Here is a 17,114-nt window from a genome sequence, read left to right as displayed (position 1 = left end):
GCGGTTACGATGTGCCAGAAACCCTCTCTTATCAAATCAGCCTAAACTGTCCCATTGGCGCTGACGTCAGACAATTCCGAGGTTTCTGCGAATTTCTACAAAATCCCAATCGCAATGTAACGCAGATGGCATGAATGATGCCTGCTTTGCGGCGGAGGCAGCAGGGCAGCCTCTGCCCCGCCTGCCGTTGCGCATCAGGACACACCCTAGTTTTGCCATGCTTTCGGTTCACTGCACGTCTTAAGAGAATCAGAATTGTCACTAGTACAAGCCGGAGTAACGGCCGAATCTGCCAGGGGTCTTTAGAGCGCGGAATTCAAGGCAACCAGCTCATTGCGGACCCTCTCCAAACCAAAACTCAGTTCATGTTCGGAGATACCGCCAAAGGCGAGGCGAATTGCTTGCGGGACAGCATCGGTGATCGCATAGGGCACCGCTGAAGAGACTGCAATTCCTTGCTCGGACAAACGTGCCGTGATGGGCTCTGCGCGCGCGCCTTTCTTCAGGGGGAGCCAAATAAAGCTCGCGTTGGGATGCGCGCACATCGGAAATTCTTCGAGAATTTCCCGGCACAGCTTTTGGCCTCGCACCCCCAATGCGCGCCGCCCGGCTTCGAACTCCTGTACTGTTCCGTCCTCGATCCAATGTGTGACAAGTGCGGAAATCAGTGCTGGTGTGTTCCAGGTGGTCGCCCGGATGACCCTGGAGGCCGCGCCGGTGAAGCGTTCCGGAACCACAATGTAGCCGATGCGCAGCCCTGTTGCGATATTCTTGGAGAACCCGCCAACATAGACAGTCTGCTCTGGCAGCAGATCCACAAACCTGGGGGGCGGATCGCTTTCGAGAAAGGCATAGGCGCTGTCTTCGATAAGGATCAGATCATGCCGCCGCGCCACGTCGCAAATGGCCAGCCGGGTTTCCTCGGGCATGACAGAGCCAAACGGATTATGCACCGTCGGCATCAGGTAAAGCGCCTTGAGCTTCCGCTCCCGGCACAGTTTTTCAAGCTCGCCGGGATCCATCAGGCCCTGACAGCCGGGGACGACCACCAGTGAAATTCTGTGCAGCCCTGCAACTGAAGCGAAGCCGGGATAGGTCAGGCAGTCCGTGCCGACGGCGTCGCCGGTTTGCAGCAGGCCGAGAATGGCGATGGCCAGACCGTGCTGGCCGCCTGAGGTCAGGAATACGCGCTGCGGGTCCATCTCATCGGGCCAGGATGACAAAAAGTTGGCCACAATTTTGCGTTCATGCGGCCGACCGCCATGCGGCTGGTAGCGCAGCATGGCTTCCAGATCGCCTGAGGCCGCAAGCCGTTTCAATCCGGACCGCAGGAATTCCGCGTCGCTGGCACCGCCCGGAATGTTAAAGACCAGGTCTATCAGGCTGTCGTTGCCGCTCTGCTCAAGTCCGAGCGTCAGAGGCAACACCGGGTCGCGCACAAACATGCCCCGGCCGGCTTCACCCAGGATCAATCCCTGTCGCTTCAGCTCGGAATAGGCACGCGTGGCCGTTGCCAGGGCGACCCCGTGCTCTTCGGCAAACGTCCGGTGGGTTGGCAGCCGGGTGCCGGGCGGGAGCGCACCGCTTTTGATACGCTCGCCAATCAGTGCCGCCAGTTCTGTGTATTTCATCATGAGCAAAATGCCGCTGTCCTTAGTACAATAAAAAAATTGTACTGATGTCGGCGCTGTGTCAACCAAAAGTAAATGCAGACGACACGGACACACCCATGACGAAACTTATTCCCTGTACACTCCTCGCCGCGGCACTGTTCACTGTGACCTTTGCTGTAAACCTTCAAGCCCCGCTGTACAGCCTGTACGCTGCGGAAAGCGGGGTTGGTGCAACGGCCGTGACCTTCGCCTTTGCCGCCTATGTCGCCGGGCTGATGCCGACCCTGATGCTGCTGGGCGGGCTGTCGGACCGCATCGGGCGCCGGGTTCCGATCGCGATTGCGCTTCTGCTCGGGTTTGCGGCAACCGTGTTTCTTGTGATGTCGCCAAGCTGGACGGTGCTGGTTACAGCCCGCTTCATGCTGGGTGCCGGAACCGGTTTTGCCACCACCGCGGGCACGGCCTATATGACCGAGATCCTGGGGGAAGCCAAAGCCCGGCAAGCGGCTTTGTATGTCACCTCTGCAACATCGCTGGGGTTTGGCGGCGGCGCCCTGGCAACGGGTATCAGCCTGGACCTGCAGGGTCCCAGCATCATGCCGGCAAGCTTCCTGGTGCTGTTTGCCCTAGCGCCGGTTCTGGCAGGCTGCGCGCTGCTTCTGCCCCGGGTGGATGTGCGGAAGTCTGTCTCGATGCTGCGGCTGCCCGTCTTTCCGCCGCGGACCTGGCCGTTTGGCGTGGCACTAGCCCTCGCCTGGTCCACCACGGGGATGACCATCGCAGTTGTTCCGCTGCAACTGGAAGCGCAGGGTTTCGGCGCTTACACGGGGCTGGTCATTTTCCTGGCGATCTTCATCGGCTTTCTGTGCCAGCCGTTTGCCCGCCGGCTGAGCAACCCCAAGGCCCTGCTGACCGGCTATGTGCTTGTGCCTCTGGGCTTTGTGATGGTGCTGGGCGGAGTTTGGACCCAGTCCATCATTCTGGTTCTTGCCGGCACCGGCCTTACCAGCTCCGCCAGCTACGGGTTCGTCTACCTCTCTGGACTGTCGGAATTCTCCATGCGCGCCCCCGAAAACCGGGCCCGCGCCACGGCTGGCCTGTTCGTCTACGCCTATGTCGGGTTCTCCTTCCCGGTCATTGCCAGCGGCGCGCTTGCCGACATGTTCGGCCTGCTGCCCGCCATGAGCGCCTTCTTCCTTGCCCTGCTGGCCGCGACGGTCCTGTCGGTCGCCGTCTGGCAGGTCCGGACGCCGCATGGAGAGGCTGAGCCCGCCTGAAGCAGAACGCCCCCCAATCAGAAGCTTGTTGCGAGGGCGCGCTCCCAGCTCAACGCCAGAAGCTGCTCACGAATGACAGAAAAAGGTGCTAAAATGGACAATAAAGCTGCACCAACCGTTGCCGGTATTATTTCCCGCCCCTTTTTTCTCCTGACACAATCTTAGGGTCAGGACTCATAGCCAGTAAATGACGAGTGCGGCGAGTGCTATGGCTGACAGAAAGACCTTTGAGCATCTGTCGTATCGGGTTGCCACACGCCGCCAATCCTTCAGCCTGCCGAACATGATCTCGATCCGGCTGCGCCGTTTGTATCGGCGCTTGTCGTATTTGACGGTCTTCTTGCGTTGTTTCCGGCCGGGGATGCAGGGGCGTATCCCTTTGTCTTTCAACGCTTCTCTGAACCAGTCGGCGTCGTAGCCGCGATCACCGAGTAACCAGTCGACATCTGGCAGGCTGCTCAGTAACGCCCTTGCGCCAATGTAATCGCTGACTTGCCCGGCAGTAACGAACAGATTCAGCGGACGGCCTTTGCTATCGCAGACGGCGTGCAGCTTTGTATTCATGCCGCCCTTGGTCCGCCCAATCAGCCGTCCACGCCCCCGTTCGTCGGGGAATTGATCCACTGGATCAATTCCTTACCCTCCTTACTTGACGCCCATGCTGGTCGCGGTGCGGTGGGCCTTCAGATAGGTTGCGTCGATCATTACAGTCTTCTCCTCGCCATGCTCGGCGGCCAAACCCACCATCATCTGAGCAAAGACACCCTTATCGCTCCAACGCTTCCAGCGATTGTACAGCGTCTTGTACGGGCCATAGGCAGCAGGCGCGTCACGCCAGCGTAACCCATTGCGATTGATGAAGATAATTCCACTCAGAACGCGCCTGTCATCGCCTCGAGGCTTGCCGTGGGACTTTGGGAAGAACGGTTTTAAACGCGCCATCTGCGCGTCGGTCAGCCAGAAGAGATCAGACATATTCACCGCTCGTTTTAGAACCGTGAATCATGCTGCAAGGCGAAAATCAATGGGTCCTGACCCTAGGGCGACGTATCGTTTTGCCGTTTTCGGCATTCCAATTCCGTTTTCGTGCGCCCGGCATCCCCGCTCGCGCCTCCTGTTCCACCGGTGGCGAAGGCGTCCTGATGTTCACTTCGGAAGACCTCGTGTCTTCCAGAGGGCAAAGCAGGCTGAGCTCCTCCCCAACATACCAGAGAGATGGAACCGAAGCAGGCGGGCGGACGCAGGCGATGGCAGCCACGGCACCGCGGGGCTGGAACAACGGTTTGGCGGGTTAGCGCGTTCCGCCCGCCCTTGCCGGCATCCTGCCGCTAAGATTTCTGCTGGATTCACGATTTGTTATTTGCGGCTGCTTATCGGTGGTTTCACTGGCGCAAGACGCCGGGCGCGGAACCGGTGCTAGACACGTGCCGGTTTGCGCTTTCAGCCACAAACGTTTGAAAGCAGAAGAAGTATGCCCCTTCCAGATTGGCTGTCCGGCCTTCTCGCTAGCCTGACTGGCGGCGCAGGCAACGATAAAATGGACGGAACCACAGGTGACGATGTCATCGACTCAGGCCAAGGCAACGATACGGTTGCGGGGGAAGAAGGCAGTGATGTCATCGATGCAGGCGAGGGCAACGATGTCATCTATGGCGACATGGGCGACGGGTTCAACCAGGGGGCCGATGCCACGCCGCTGACACTGGATATCGGCAATATCCAGCAGATCTCTCATGACGGCTGGACCGGCTCGGCCGGCGATTACGCGGTCTTCAGGGATATTGCTGAGCTGAGCGACGGCACCAAGGTCTGGGGCAAGCTGGTCCTGGTCGAAAAGTCCAACGATTACATGTCGGTTGAATTCGGATACACCGAAGGTGCTGAAATCCTCTTGGATGGCGCCCAGGCAGGTGACCAGGCCACATTCCGGCTGGAGTTCTTTGATCCGGCGACCGGCGAGCCCATCTATCTGAACTCGACCGCCACCTTCAATGATGTCGATGACAACAGCGGCTATGGCGACGCCGAAGCGGTCATCATCGATGGCAACAGCTTCACCAATTACGGCGTGTCCTCGGACTCGTCGCTGCAAACTTCGACCGATGGCAACAGCGTAATGGCCACCGGGACCGAAATGAACAGCTACACCGATCAGGATGGCTGGTTCTCGGCGGAATTCGAAGACCGCTCCTCCATCGAGTTCACCTTGCAGACACGCGACGGGCTGGCAGGGTTCACCCTGTCCGGCGACCTGATCGACAACCCGATTGTTACCCCGCTTGAGCAGGGGGCGGATACCGTTATGGCCGGCGATGGCGATGATATCGTCTTCGGGCAGGGCGGCGACGACTCGCTGCATGGCGAGGATGGCGACGACAGTCTCGACGGCGGCGATGGCGACGATGTGCTGGACGGCGGCACCGGTGCGGACACGCTGATCGGCGGTGCCGGCGGCGATACGCTCTCTGGCGGCGACGGCAATGACTATATCGAGGGCGGCGCCGGCAACGACAGCCTGACCACCGGCCTTGGCAACGACACGCTGATCGGCGGCGAAGGCGATGACACGCTGAGAAACTCCGCCGGGGACGACAGCCTTGTCGGCGGCACCGGCAACGACAGCATCGTCGCCACCGACGGCAACGACACGCTTGAAGGCGGCGAAGGTGCCGATACCTTGTACGGCGGCAACGACAACGACCATTTGTCGGGCGGCGACGGTAACGACCTGATGTATGGCGAGACCGGCCACGACAGCCTGGACGGCGGCGATGGCGATGATGTGATGGACGGCGGCACCGGCAATGACACGCTGATCGGCGGCATCGGCGCTGACACCATCGCCGGCGGCGACGGCGACGATTATATCGAGGGCGGCGCCGGCAATGACAGCCTGACCACCGGCCTTGGCAACGACACGCTGATCGGCGGCGCAGGCGATGACACGCTGAGAAACTCCGCCGGGGACGACAGCCTTGTCGGCGGCACCGGTAATGACAGCATTGTTGCCACCGACGGCAATGACACGCTCGAAGGCGGCGACGGCGCTGATACCATGTACGGCGGCAATGACGATGATCTGCTGATTGGCGGCAGCGGCGATGACGTGATGCACGGCGAGGCCGATGCCGATACCTTCCGGATGTCAGACGGCTTTGGCAATGACACGCTGACCGGCGGCGAGGCGGGGCACGACCACGATACGGTGGATGTTTCCGGCGTTTCAAACGGCGTGACCGTCACTTACAGCGGCGATGAAGCAGGCACGATCACCGACGGCTCGGACACCATCACCTTCTCGGAAATCGAGTCTTTGAAACTCACCGGTCAGGGCGACCTGGTGGATGCCTCCGCGGACGGCGCGGGCGTGGTGATCGACGCTGGCGCAGGTGATGACACGATTACCCTTGGCAGCGGCGATGACTATATCACCACCGGCAGCGGCTATGACGAGATTTTCTGACCGGGTCGGGCGGCGCTGATACCATAAGCGATTTCGATATTGCCGACGATGACAGCGACGGCTTCTTCAATGACCAGCTGGATGTGTCGGACCTAGCCGGAGGCACGGGGCCAGGCGGGGCCATCCGCACAGCCGATGTAACTGTCTCCGACGATGGCTCCGGCAACGCCCTGCTGACCTTCCCGAGTGGTGAACAGGTGGTGCTGAAGGGGGTGGCGCCGGCGCAGATGGCATCGCATGCGCAGCTGATGTCTGCCGGCATTCCCTGTTTCACGCCGGATGTTCTGCTCGGCACCAGCCGCGGCCCGGTGCCTGCGGGGCGGATCCGGCCGGGTGATCTCTTGCAAACCGCCGACAATGGGTTTCAGCCGGTGATCTGGGCGGGGAAACGCACACTGACCCCGGTGGAACTGGACCGGCGCCCGGAGCTCAAACCGTATCTGGTTCACCCCGGCGGCCTGCTGGCGCCCAGCCGGCCGATGCTGCTGTCGCCGCAGCATCGCCTGCTGGTGGACAAGCGGACCTTCGGGCCGGAGTTTCATTTCGACGAAAGTTTCATCACCGCAAAACTGCTGGCCGAATTCGACCCGCACGGCGGCCGGCCGCCGGGACCCGGGCAGGCCGTCACCTATGTGCACCTCATGACTGAACGGCATGAGGTGATCTTTGCCGAGGGCATCCCAACCGAAACGTTCTGGCCCGGTCCCGAAGCGGTCCGCAGCCTGTCCCCTGCAGACCTGCGCGAGCTGCTTCTCCTGTTTCCGGAACTGGCCGGCGTTTCCTGCCTGTTCGGCGCGCAGGGGCGCGCGCATGTGCGCAAAAGTTACGGCGGGCTGGCCCGGTGTTCTCTCAAGCGGCGGGACCTGCGGCCTCTCCTAGCCGCGTGATCCGTTCCTTCCCGGAAGGAAATTTCCGGAAGTGTCCGCCGCTGCCGGCCTGCTGGGGTTCAGCGGCGCCGGCCCCGACTGCATTGCGTGTCCCGCATGCGCCGATGACCGGCTTCATGACCGGCAAGTTCGATTCCCGGGTCTGTTTCATTGCCGTGGCCGCTTTCATCTTTACCGCTTGCGCCGTCATGTGCCTGGCGGTCTTGATCACCTATGCTGTCATCAGTGCGCAGTTCTGGGCTGCGGCCGTCAAGGGCATACAGTCCGTCACCTGTGCTGACCCGGTGCCGGAGGTCTTGGTTGCATTTGGCAGGTATTCTCATCGGTGCAGCATGTGCAGCCCAGGGCCCCCTGCCTTCAAGGACAAGCTGGGTCCGCAGTGACAGCTTTGCTGCGCAGGAAGGCTGGGGACACCGCGTTGTGCCGCACATGTCAGGCGCGGCACGCAGGGCCGGTTATCCGTCGGCCGGAAACGCTTACCATCGCATCGAAGAGGGCCGGCTTTAGGCTTCTGTTGTGCCGGCGGGCTGAAAGCAGGCATGTGAAGAAATTTGCCAAGAGAGATGTGCCTGGCGCGATGTTGGCGGGGCTCCGCGCGAGTTCGGAATCGCGCGTTTTCGCTTGCCGGGTGTCGCTCTCAGATGGCTTGGCGGCAAGGGCTGGAGCGCCTTTGTGGAGCAGCATTCTGCTGTCCTAACTGGCAGTGGCTGCTTGAAAAAAACGCCCCGGGCAAGTGGCTTATACCTTAGGTTTATGGGGGGCAACCCGTTGGTTTAGGCAGTCCGGCCATAGGTTTATTGCGATCGGGCTTGCTGTTGCGCCAGTTAAACGGGAGCGGGTGCAGAAGTACCGTTGGTGTGGCTTTTGGAGGCCGCGCCGGGCAGAGAATACTAGCTAGGCGTTTTTTGTTCAGGTGCTTTCAGGCGCCTTTTTCGATTGACTGCTTGCGTTCTCTAATGGGTTTTGCGGCGCCTGTTCCGGCCCGCGGCGGGCAGGAGAACACGAGTGGTCAAGACTGTTACAACGGATGCCGGGGCCTTTGCGGTTTACGAGGCTTATTTCCGGGCGGCGGAAGGCGGCAGAGAGCCGCTGCTGGATCTGAGCGATGCGGGTTTTTACGGCAGCAGCGGCCTAGGGATGACCGCGGCAGAGCTGCAGCAGGAGAACATTGATGTCTCCGCTGCGCTGCTGGCCGGCGAGCAGGGGTATAGCGGTGCCAACCCGCTGTCGGTGGAGGCGGTCAGCCAGATCGCCGACTCGCTGATGGCGCAGGTCAACGAAGTTTCCGGCCTGACAGCGGAGCCCGAGGCCAATTTCACCGATGCCGAGCTGCAAGCGCGGGCCGACCAGTTGTCCGCCGACATGCTGGCCCAGTTTCAGGCGCAGATTGCGGCCAATCCTTCTGTCGAAGTGGTACTGCCCAGCACGCCGGAGCAAGAAGCCCGGTTCAACCAGGGTGTGGTCACCGCGGTCAGGGATCTGGCTGAAGCGCGGTCATTTTTCCAGAGACTGTCGGCGGGCGACACCAGCCCGGAGGTGATCGGGCTGACGGTCGCAGCGGCGGTGAAGACCGCGACCTCGATCCTGGCGGTGCTGCCGCTGCCGCCGGCCGCCAAGGCGGCCGTGAACATTGTCAAGTTTGCAACCTATCTGGCACCCGGGATCGCTGCGGCCGCAAAAGGCGATGGCGATCCGGCAGCACTGCTGACGATTGCAGGGCAAATGGCCGCGTCGGTGCTGACGTGGGGCGTCTCAGACTATTTCTTTGACTATATTGCGCCGATCATTGTGACCGCGGCGGTTAACGCCGAGATGGGTGCAAACGGGCTGATCGACTTGTCGCCGACCGCGGTTACCCAAGGGCTGATTGAAGCCGCGGTCAATGATCACGGCGGCACCCTGCCGGACTGGTGGTACACCGCCACCGGCGGCAACAGCGGCAGTTTCGATCAAACTTATCAAAACGCACAGGCAATTGCGGATGCCTATGGCGGATTTGACAGCGGCAGCTTCATGGCCGGGCTGTCGGCACAGATCCGGGCGCAATACGGCAGCTATGGGAAGTATTACCAGGAACTGACACTGGACTTGAATTCGAACCTGGGCGCGACACGGTATTACTTTGCGTTCAACGGGATTTGGGAAAGCAGGCCGGTTTTTTCCGCTTCAAACGTTATCCTCCCCGGTGTTGATCCCAACACGACCAATCCCTGGGATCTGATCCACGTCTCCAATGCGCCCACTGCGATCAATGGCGGATTGTACATCCTGGAGAAGGACACCGCTGTTTTCACTGCCAGCGATAATGTGGATACCGTTTACGCGCCGGCCGGGCGGCCAGTCAATCTGCTGGCAGGCAACGACTCGTTCAATTTCTCACAAGACGCCGCGGGCGGCACGGGTGTCAGCCCCTATTACCAGAGCGTCACAGCCGGGCTGATTGATGGCGGCGATGGCTGGGATCTGCTCAGCACGGTTGGCCTGACCGAGGGCAACCCCGCGGGTTACACCGGCGATATCGTTATCGACCACAACACGGTGCGCTATGTCACCGGGCCGTTCTATGGCCTGGATGCGTCGAATTTCCGCACCATTGCCACCCATCGGAACTTCGAGGAGTTCCACACCGGCAGCCTGCGCCTGTTCGACATGCGCCAGTCCGCATATGCGGTGAAGCTGACGACGGAAAATGCGACAGACGGTGTTTCGCAATCTCATATCTATGGCTCTGCCTATGGCGACACGCTGATTGTTGACAGCGGCCGCAGCGTCACTGCCCGCATCACCCTGTGGCAGGGGCAAGTCACCTCGGTCAGCTATGGGGACAACAGCAGCCAGTTCATTGCTGTCGATGCAGGCGCCGGCCACGACTATGTCGCGGGAGAACTGGTCAATGGCGCTAGCTACCAGGGCGGTGCAGGTGTCGATACGTTTGAAATCCTGACGCCAGAGGTGGCCCGTGCGCCGGAGCCGGGCGTCATTGCCAATACCTACTTCCTGACCTCGCTCGATCTGGAGAGCGGGGCGACATGGATGCGGACCCACGCGGTGGGGAACTCGATCCACTACTGGATCACCACGCCGCATTATGACGTTCTGGTCCACACCGACACCACGGCAACCGTTCAGGGGTTTGAATGGGCGGTAGGCAGCCAACACAGCGATTTTATCTATGCGCAGAATGCAGGTTCGCGCATTCGCGGCCAGGGCGGCAACGATACGCTGCACGGCCGCGGCGGGCGCGACCAGCTTTATGGCGGCGACGGTAATGACTCGCTGCTGGGCGGCGGCGGCACCGACCGGCTGCAGGGCGGGGCTGGCAACGACACCCTGGACGGCGGCGCGGGCCGCGACGTCATTATGGGCGGGAGCGGGCATGACGTGATCAGCGATCTGCAGGGCGCCAACCTGATTTCCGGCGGCGCTGGAAATGACCGCATCACGGCGGGGGATGCCGCGAGTGAGATCTTTGGCGGCGACGGGTATGATACCATAACCGCGGGCAATGGTGGCAACACGATCTCGGGCGGGGCCGGTAATGACCGTATCACCACCGGCAGCGGCAACGACAGTGTCGATCTCGGCGCGGGAGTTGATGAGCTCTTTGCGGGTGCAGGTGATGACACTGTCACAGGCAGCTGGGCTCCAGGCGCTCTGGTTGCGTATTACGACCGGTTTACGCTGCAGAACGTTTACCGAAGTGCCACGGTGGATGGCGGCGAGGGGTACGATGTTCTGACCCTGGACATGGCAGGCTCTTCGATGGTTTTTGCCGATATCGGCACTTTCCAGTCCGCCAGCTTTTCCTATGATTTTGTTACAAGCGTCCGCCAGGGTGCTCTGCCCACCAGCTATGTCAATTTCGAGGAAATGCACCTGACCGGCGGCAACATCACTGTCGATATGGTGGACTGGCTGGATTACGAACCGGATTTCCGGCCTTCGATCGCGGGCCATGCAATCGACAACGCCATCGGCACCGGCGGCGGCAATGACAATGTGGCGCTGGGGGCTGGCAACGACACCTATTACGCAGGCCTTGGCAATGACACCCTTGCAGGCGAAAGCGATTACGACACGCTTGACTACAGCCGCCTTGATCCGGCCTATTCGGTCGATTTCTCCGGTCTGGATGCCAATGGCAACGGCAGCATCCGCATTCTGAACGGTGACGGCACGCTGGCGGCTACTGATAGTGTTTCCGGCTTTGAAGCGATCATCGGAACCGGACATGGCGAGGCGATCTCGCTGGATGCGGGCGACAATGAATTGCGCGGTGGCGGCGGCAACGACACCCTGCGCGGCGGCGCCGGAAATGACCGCTTCCTGTTCGGGTCGAACGACGGCGCCGATGTGCTGGCGGATGCGGCGATTGGCGATGTGCTGGTGTTTGAAGGCCCGGATGGCAGCACTGCGCCGTCGCTGGTGCGCACGGGCAGTGCCGGCAGCTACACCTATACCGTTACCTTCGGCAGCACCACGGCCACCTTCACATCGCCTGATCTGCTGGATCTCAATACAGCCTCCGCCAGCGCGGGCGGCACCACCACCTGGCAGATGACGGTGGTGGACGGCACGCTGGTTGCGCGCAATGACAGCGGCACCGCTTTCAACACCGATGAGGACACGGTGCTGACCACCGGCGATGTGCTGGCCAATGACACCGATCCGGGTATCACCAATGTGCAAATCGTGTCCTTTGACCCGGTGTCTGCCCATGGCGCCACGGTCACACGGGTGCCGGGCACCGGCCAGTTCACCTATGACCCAGCCGATATCTTTGACGGGCTGATCGACGGGCAATCTGGCACCGATACGTTCACCTATACGGTCTCAGACGGGACCACGGTGACAACCGCCACCGTCACCATCAATATCGCTGGCTTCACCGACAACCCGGTGGCCTATGCCGACAGTGCTGCCACCACCGAGGAGGCGGCAGTTACCATTGATGCGCTGGCCAATGATCTGGATCCGGGGGCGCAGGATGCCGTGGTTAGCCGGTTCGACAGCACTGGAAGCAACGGTGGCAGCGTCACCTACAATGGCGACGGCACCTTCACCTATACTCCCGGCGCGGCGCAGAATGCGCTGAAAGCGGGGGAGACCGGCACCGACACGTTCACCTATACGCTGGACGATGGCCGCTATGCCTCGACAACCACAGTCACCGTGACGGTCACCGGCGTAAATGATCCGGTTTCGGCGCAGGATGACAGTCGTGTGGTGCTTGAGGATCAGGTGCTGACGCTGGATGTGCTGGCCAACGACGTTGACCCGGATGGCGACATGCTGAGCCTGGTGAGTGTCGGAACCCCGAATGTCGGAACCGCTGAGATCGTCGGCGGGCAGATCGTCTATACGCCGCCGCTGAACTATAACGGGCCGGTCACCTTCACCTATGAGGCGACCGATGGGGTGGCCACCAGCACTGCCAGCGTTGCGCTGAATTATGTGCCGGTGGATGACGTGCCTGTTGCCAACCCGGACAGCTATTACGTGACTGCTGGTGACTTTGTGCTGCTGGATGTACTGGCGAATGACACGGACCCCGAAGGCAGCAACCTCGAAATCACGACTGCCTTCACGCCGTTCACAGACCTCGGGCAGGTGACGATTGTCGGCAATCAGGTTGGCTATTATGTGCCTGTTGGCATCACCGGCACCGAGGTAATCGCCTATGGGATCGTGGATGATGCAGGCCATCACGCGGACAGCTCTGTAACAGTCACCATAATTGGGGAAGTGGCGCCGACAGTCATTTCCTATCTCTATAATGCCGTCGAAGACACGCCTTTCACCATGCAGGCGATTTCCGGCTTCCGGGACTTGAACGGCGATACGTTGAGCGTGGTAAGCATCGGTACCGATGTGGCCAATGCAACGATAACGGACAATGGCGACGGCACCTTTACCGCCACTCCGGATGCCAATTTTAACGGGACGATATATGTTCCTGTTGTTATCACGGACGGTATCCATGAGGTAACGCACAATCAGGCGATCAGATTCCACAATACCTATGATCCGATTGTCTTGGCAGATGATACCTTCCGGGTGGCCCCAGATGAGCTGCTGACTGTACATACCTCGGAACTGCTGGCCAACGATTACAGCCCCAATGGGGGGCTTAGAGGCTTTGTGACCTCGGTTGGCCTTGGGGTTGACGGCACTGTTACCGGCTACACCGGGGAAAGTGTCAGCAGGAACGCGTCATATTCCAACCATCCGGGTCTTATGATTGGCCCAAGCGCCATTGTGCAGTCCACTTCCGGTGGCCGGGTCAATTTCACGCCTGACGCGGGTTTCCACGGGGTGGCATCCTTCCAATATAACTTCTACGATCAGAACATTTTCCAATACTACTTTGGCAACGTCACAGTTTACGTAGATACCGATGTCGCGGCAGTTGACGACGCAGTAACAACCGCCGAGGATACCGCTGTCGTCATTAGTGTGCTTGCCAATGACAGCGATGCCGATGGCGATGCGATGGTGCTGCACCGGGTGGACCAGCCTGCCAATGGCACCGCTGAGGTGCTGCCGGACGGCACCATCCGCTATACCCCCGATGCCAACTTCAGCGGCACCGAGACAATCACCTATTATGTGGGGTCTGAGTTCCAGCCAGAAAGCGCTGCCAGCACCGCGACCATCACCGTCACGGTGACACCGGTCGCCGATCCGATCATGGCCGTAGATGACAGCGTGGCCACGGCAGAGGACCAGCAGGTGGTGCTGGACCTGACCTCAAACGACCTCAACCCGGACGGGCTGGGCGGGGCAGTGCTGTCCGTTGGCACCCCGGCGCATGGCTCCATCGTGCAGAACGGCCAGACGTTTACTTATGTGCCGGATGCCAATTTCAACGGCGCCGACAGCTTCAGCTACACCCGCGAGGACGGGCTGGGCGGCACCACCACGGCAACGGTCACGGTCAATGTGACGGCAGTCAATGACGCGCCGGTGGCAAATGCCGACAATGTGACGGTGGCCGAGGACGGCAGCCTGACCTTCGATCCGCGCAGCAATGACAGCGATCCGGAAGGCAACGCTCTAAGCGTCACCGCCCTGGGCACGCCCGGCCATGGTACCGCACAGATCAACGCGGACGGCACCGTGACCTATGTGCCGGATGCCAACCACTTTGGCAGCGATAGCTTCACCTACACGGTGAGCGACGGCGATCTGACCGCGACCGCCACCATCACCGTGGCAGTGCAGCCGGTGCAGGATGCTCCAGTTACCGTGAACGACGGCGCTACCACGGCAGAAGACACCGCCGTCGTGATCAACGTCATAGCAAACGACACGGAGCTGGACGGCGAGACGCTGACCGTGACGGCTGTGGCCGGGGCTGCGAACGGCCAGGTGCAGTTCAGCGGCGGGCAGATCACCTACACGCCGGATGCGGATTTCAATGGTGTTGAGCAGCTGACCTATACCGTCTCGGACGGCAATGGCGGCACGGCTACCGCCTCGGTGGACATCACCGTGAGCCCGGTGAACGACGCGCCGGTGGTGGTGAGTGACACCTCAAGCGCAGTGCAAAGCGCCGCCCAGACGTTGGACCCGCTGGCCAATGACAGCGACGTGGACGGCAGGCAGCTGAGCATTGCCGCGTTGAACGGCACCGCCGTGCAGCCGGGGCAATTCGTGAGCCTGGCCAGCGGTGCGCTGGTGTTCCTGAACGGCGATGGCACCGTCAGCCTGTTTCCGGGCGGCAATTACGACCATCTTGCGCAGGACCAGAACGTGGTGGAGACCATCAGCTACACGGTCTCCGACGGGGCGGGCGGTGTTGCCTCAGGCACCATCCAGTTCACCGTGACCGGCATCAACGATGCGCCAGTGGCGGTGTCCGACAGTGCTGCCACGCAGGAGGACACTGCGGTAACGGTGGGTGTGCTGAGCAATGACACCGATGCCGAGGGTAATCCGCTGAGCCTGATTTCGGTGGCCGATCCGGCAAATGGCAGTGTCAGCTTCACCGCCGATGGCAGCATCACTTACACGCCGAATTCGAATTTCAACGGGGTGGAGGTAATCACCTACACCGTCTCGGACGGAAACGGCAGCACTGCAACGGCCTCGGTGGAGATCACGGTTGCGGCAGTGAATGATGCGCCGGTGGCGGTGGTGGATACGGCTGCGGCTTCGGAGGACAGCGTCATAACCCTGTCTCCGCTGGCAAATGACAATGACCCCGAAGGCAGCGCGCTGGTGATCACCGCACTGGATGGCACTCCGGTTGCCGCAGGAGAAAGCGTCAGCCTTGCCAGCGGCGCCATCGTGACGCTGAACGCCGATGGGACCGTAACATTCGACCCCAATGGTGCCTATGAAACCCTGCAGTCCGGTGCCGCGCCTGCTGTGGTTCAGGTGCCTTACACCGTGGCGGATTCGAGCGGGCAGGCGTCCAGCGGCACGATCGAGATCACCCTGCACGGAGTCAACGATCCGGCTGTCTTCTCTGGCGATCTGAGTGCGGAAATTTCCGAAAACACAAGCAGCGCCAGCGGCCGGATTACCGTGACCGATCCGGACAGCCCGGCTCAGATTGCGCCGGGCAGCTTTGCTGGCAGCTATGGCAGCCTCAGTGTGGCGGCGGATGGCAGCTGGATCTATACCCGCACCGCTGTCCTTGACCACCTGGAGCCTGGTGACAGCATCATTGACAGCTTTGTGCTGGCAGCCGCAGATGGCACTTCGGTTGTGCTGGAGGTGACCATCGAAGGGGCGGCGACCGGTCTCAGCATCACCGGCACTTCCACGGGAGAGAGCCTGACCGGCGGCACCGGTGATGATACCATCACCGGCATGGGCGGCGATGACGTGATCGCAGGCGGCGCGGGTTTCGACTATGCGGCTTTCCTGGGCAGCAGCGATGAATTCGACTTAGCGTTTGCCGCAGATGGCAGCGGGATCAGAGTAACGGACACCAATTTGCTTGATGGTCTGGATGAGGGCAGCGATGTGGTGCAGGCAGGTACCGAAGCAATCATCTTTGGCGACGGTGCCGTCGGAGAAATCGTCTGGGACGGCATTCAGCCTGTTTCAATGGTTTTGCGCAAGAACGGGCAGACCATTTCCAAGCTCACAGAAACCAGCGGCGGGGCGGAAAAGGCTGTCACATTCAAGGACGGTGCGGTCGATACGATCACCTATTTGGATACCGGAGCAGATGGCGGCGCCAAATCCTGGGCCTCGCGTACCAAGACGTTCAACAGCAACGGCCAAGCGGCGCAAATCGACGTTGTTTATGATGACGGCACCACCCGCTCTACCGCGAACACCTACGAGAACGGTGTTCTTTCCGCCAAGACATTGACTGATGGCGCAGGCAGCGCCAGCAGTGCCCCCTGGCAAAGCATCCGGCGCAGCCTGGATGCTGGCGGCAACGTCCTGCAGACCGAGATTGTTTTTGATGACGGCACCACACAGGTCCGGGAAAACCACTATGAGGGCGGCGTCCGGGTCAAACAGGTCCGCACCGATGGCAGTGATGCCCAGGGCCGGGCCGATTGGAGTATTCTGGAACGCTATTTCGATGCGGATGGGAACGTGACGATGAAAATCGCACATTTGGACAATGGCGACAGGACGACCAAACTTTACGAGTTAGGCGTTCTCACCACCCGTATCCGCGAGGATCTGAACGGTGACCAGCCGTTTGAGATAAAAACTACAACTTTCGCGTCCGACGGCTCAGTCATTGGCACCGAATATGTCTGGGATGTGATCGGGTAATTCTGAGACAAGCTTGTTCTGCCCCTGCCAGAAGCTATGGGGTAGCTGGCTTCCTTGCGCCATCAGCCGGCGCAGCGGCACTGGACCGCTGCAAGCCAGTGCGGCAGCGAAGACGGGTTTGAGC

Annotated in this window: 4 protein-coding genes and 2 pseudogenes; 4 read left to right on the top strand and 2 right to left on the bottom strand. The window is 60.9% G+C overall.

Features of this window, described 5'->3' with window-relative positions:
• Window positions 1-302 precede the first annotated feature (302 nt).
• Entirely contained in the window at window positions 303-1,634 is a 1,332-nt protein-coding gene (locus ACXAEH_RS12335) for an aminotransferase-like domain-containing protein (RefSeq protein WP_475033132.1), read from the bottom strand.
• Window positions 1,635-1,729: 95 nt separating this feature from the next.
• On the opposite strand from ACXAEH_RS12335, the gene ACXAEH_RS12330 reads away from it, so the two are divergent.
• Window positions 1,730-2,890 (top strand): MFS transporter, encoded by a 1,161-nt coding sequence (locus ACXAEH_RS12330; RefSeq protein WP_475033131.1) that lies wholly within the window; start codon window positions 1,730-1,732, stop codon window positions 2,888-2,890.
• Between the two features lie 174 nt (window positions 2,891-3,064).
• On the opposite strand, the pseudogene ACXAEH_RS12325 reads toward ACXAEH_RS12330, so the two are convergent.
• Window positions 3,065-3,865 (bottom strand): annotated as a pseudogene (locus tag ACXAEH_RS12325) (IS5 family transposase).
• A 496-nt stretch (window positions 3,866-4,361) separates the two neighbouring features.
• Between ACXAEH_RS12325 and ACXAEH_RS12320 the strand changes: the two are divergent.
• The 3 genes and pseudogenes from ACXAEH_RS12320 to ACXAEH_RS12310 all read left to right on the top strand — a co-directional run bounded on the left by ACXAEH_RS12320 (window position 4,362) and on the right by ACXAEH_RS12310 (window position 16,990).
• Window positions 4,362-7,240: pseudogene (locus ACXAEH_RS12320) on the top strand (Hint domain-containing protein).
• 104 nt (window positions 7,241-7,344) lie between these two features.
• Window positions 7,345-7,623, top strand: a complete 279-nt coding sequence (locus tag ACXAEH_RS12315; protein WP_475033129.1) for a hypothetical protein — start codon at window positions 7,345-7,347, stop codon at window positions 7,621-7,623.
• A 622-nt stretch (window positions 7,624-8,245) separates the two neighbouring features.
• On the top strand, window positions 8,246-16,990 hold the full coding sequence (locus ACXAEH_RS12310) for an Ig-like domain-containing protein (RefSeq protein ID WP_475033128.1): 8,745 nt from the start codon (window positions 8,246-8,248) through the stop codon (window positions 16,988-16,990).
• Window positions 16,991-17,114 lie beyond the last annotated feature (124 nt).

The sequence above is a fragment of the Leisingera sp. ABM4_060 genome, from assembly GCF_056158765.1.
Note: the sequence above shows the minus strand (reverse complement) of the source record. Positions and strands in the feature narration are given on the sequence as shown.

Bases quoted from the DNA above. Each gene is read 5' to 3' on its own strand.
- ACXAEH_RS12335 (WP_475033132.1), bottom strand. From the start codon at position 1,634: ATGATGAAATACACAGAACTGGCGGCACTGATTGGCGAGCGTATCAAA.
- ACXAEH_RS12330 (WP_475033131.1), top strand. From the start codon at position 1,730: ATGACGAAACTTATTCCCTGTACACTCCTCGCCGCGGCACTGTTCACT.
- ACXAEH_RS12315 (WP_475033129.1), top strand. From the start codon at position 7,345: ATGACCGGCTTCATGACCGGCAAGTTCGATTCCCGGGTCTGTTTCATT.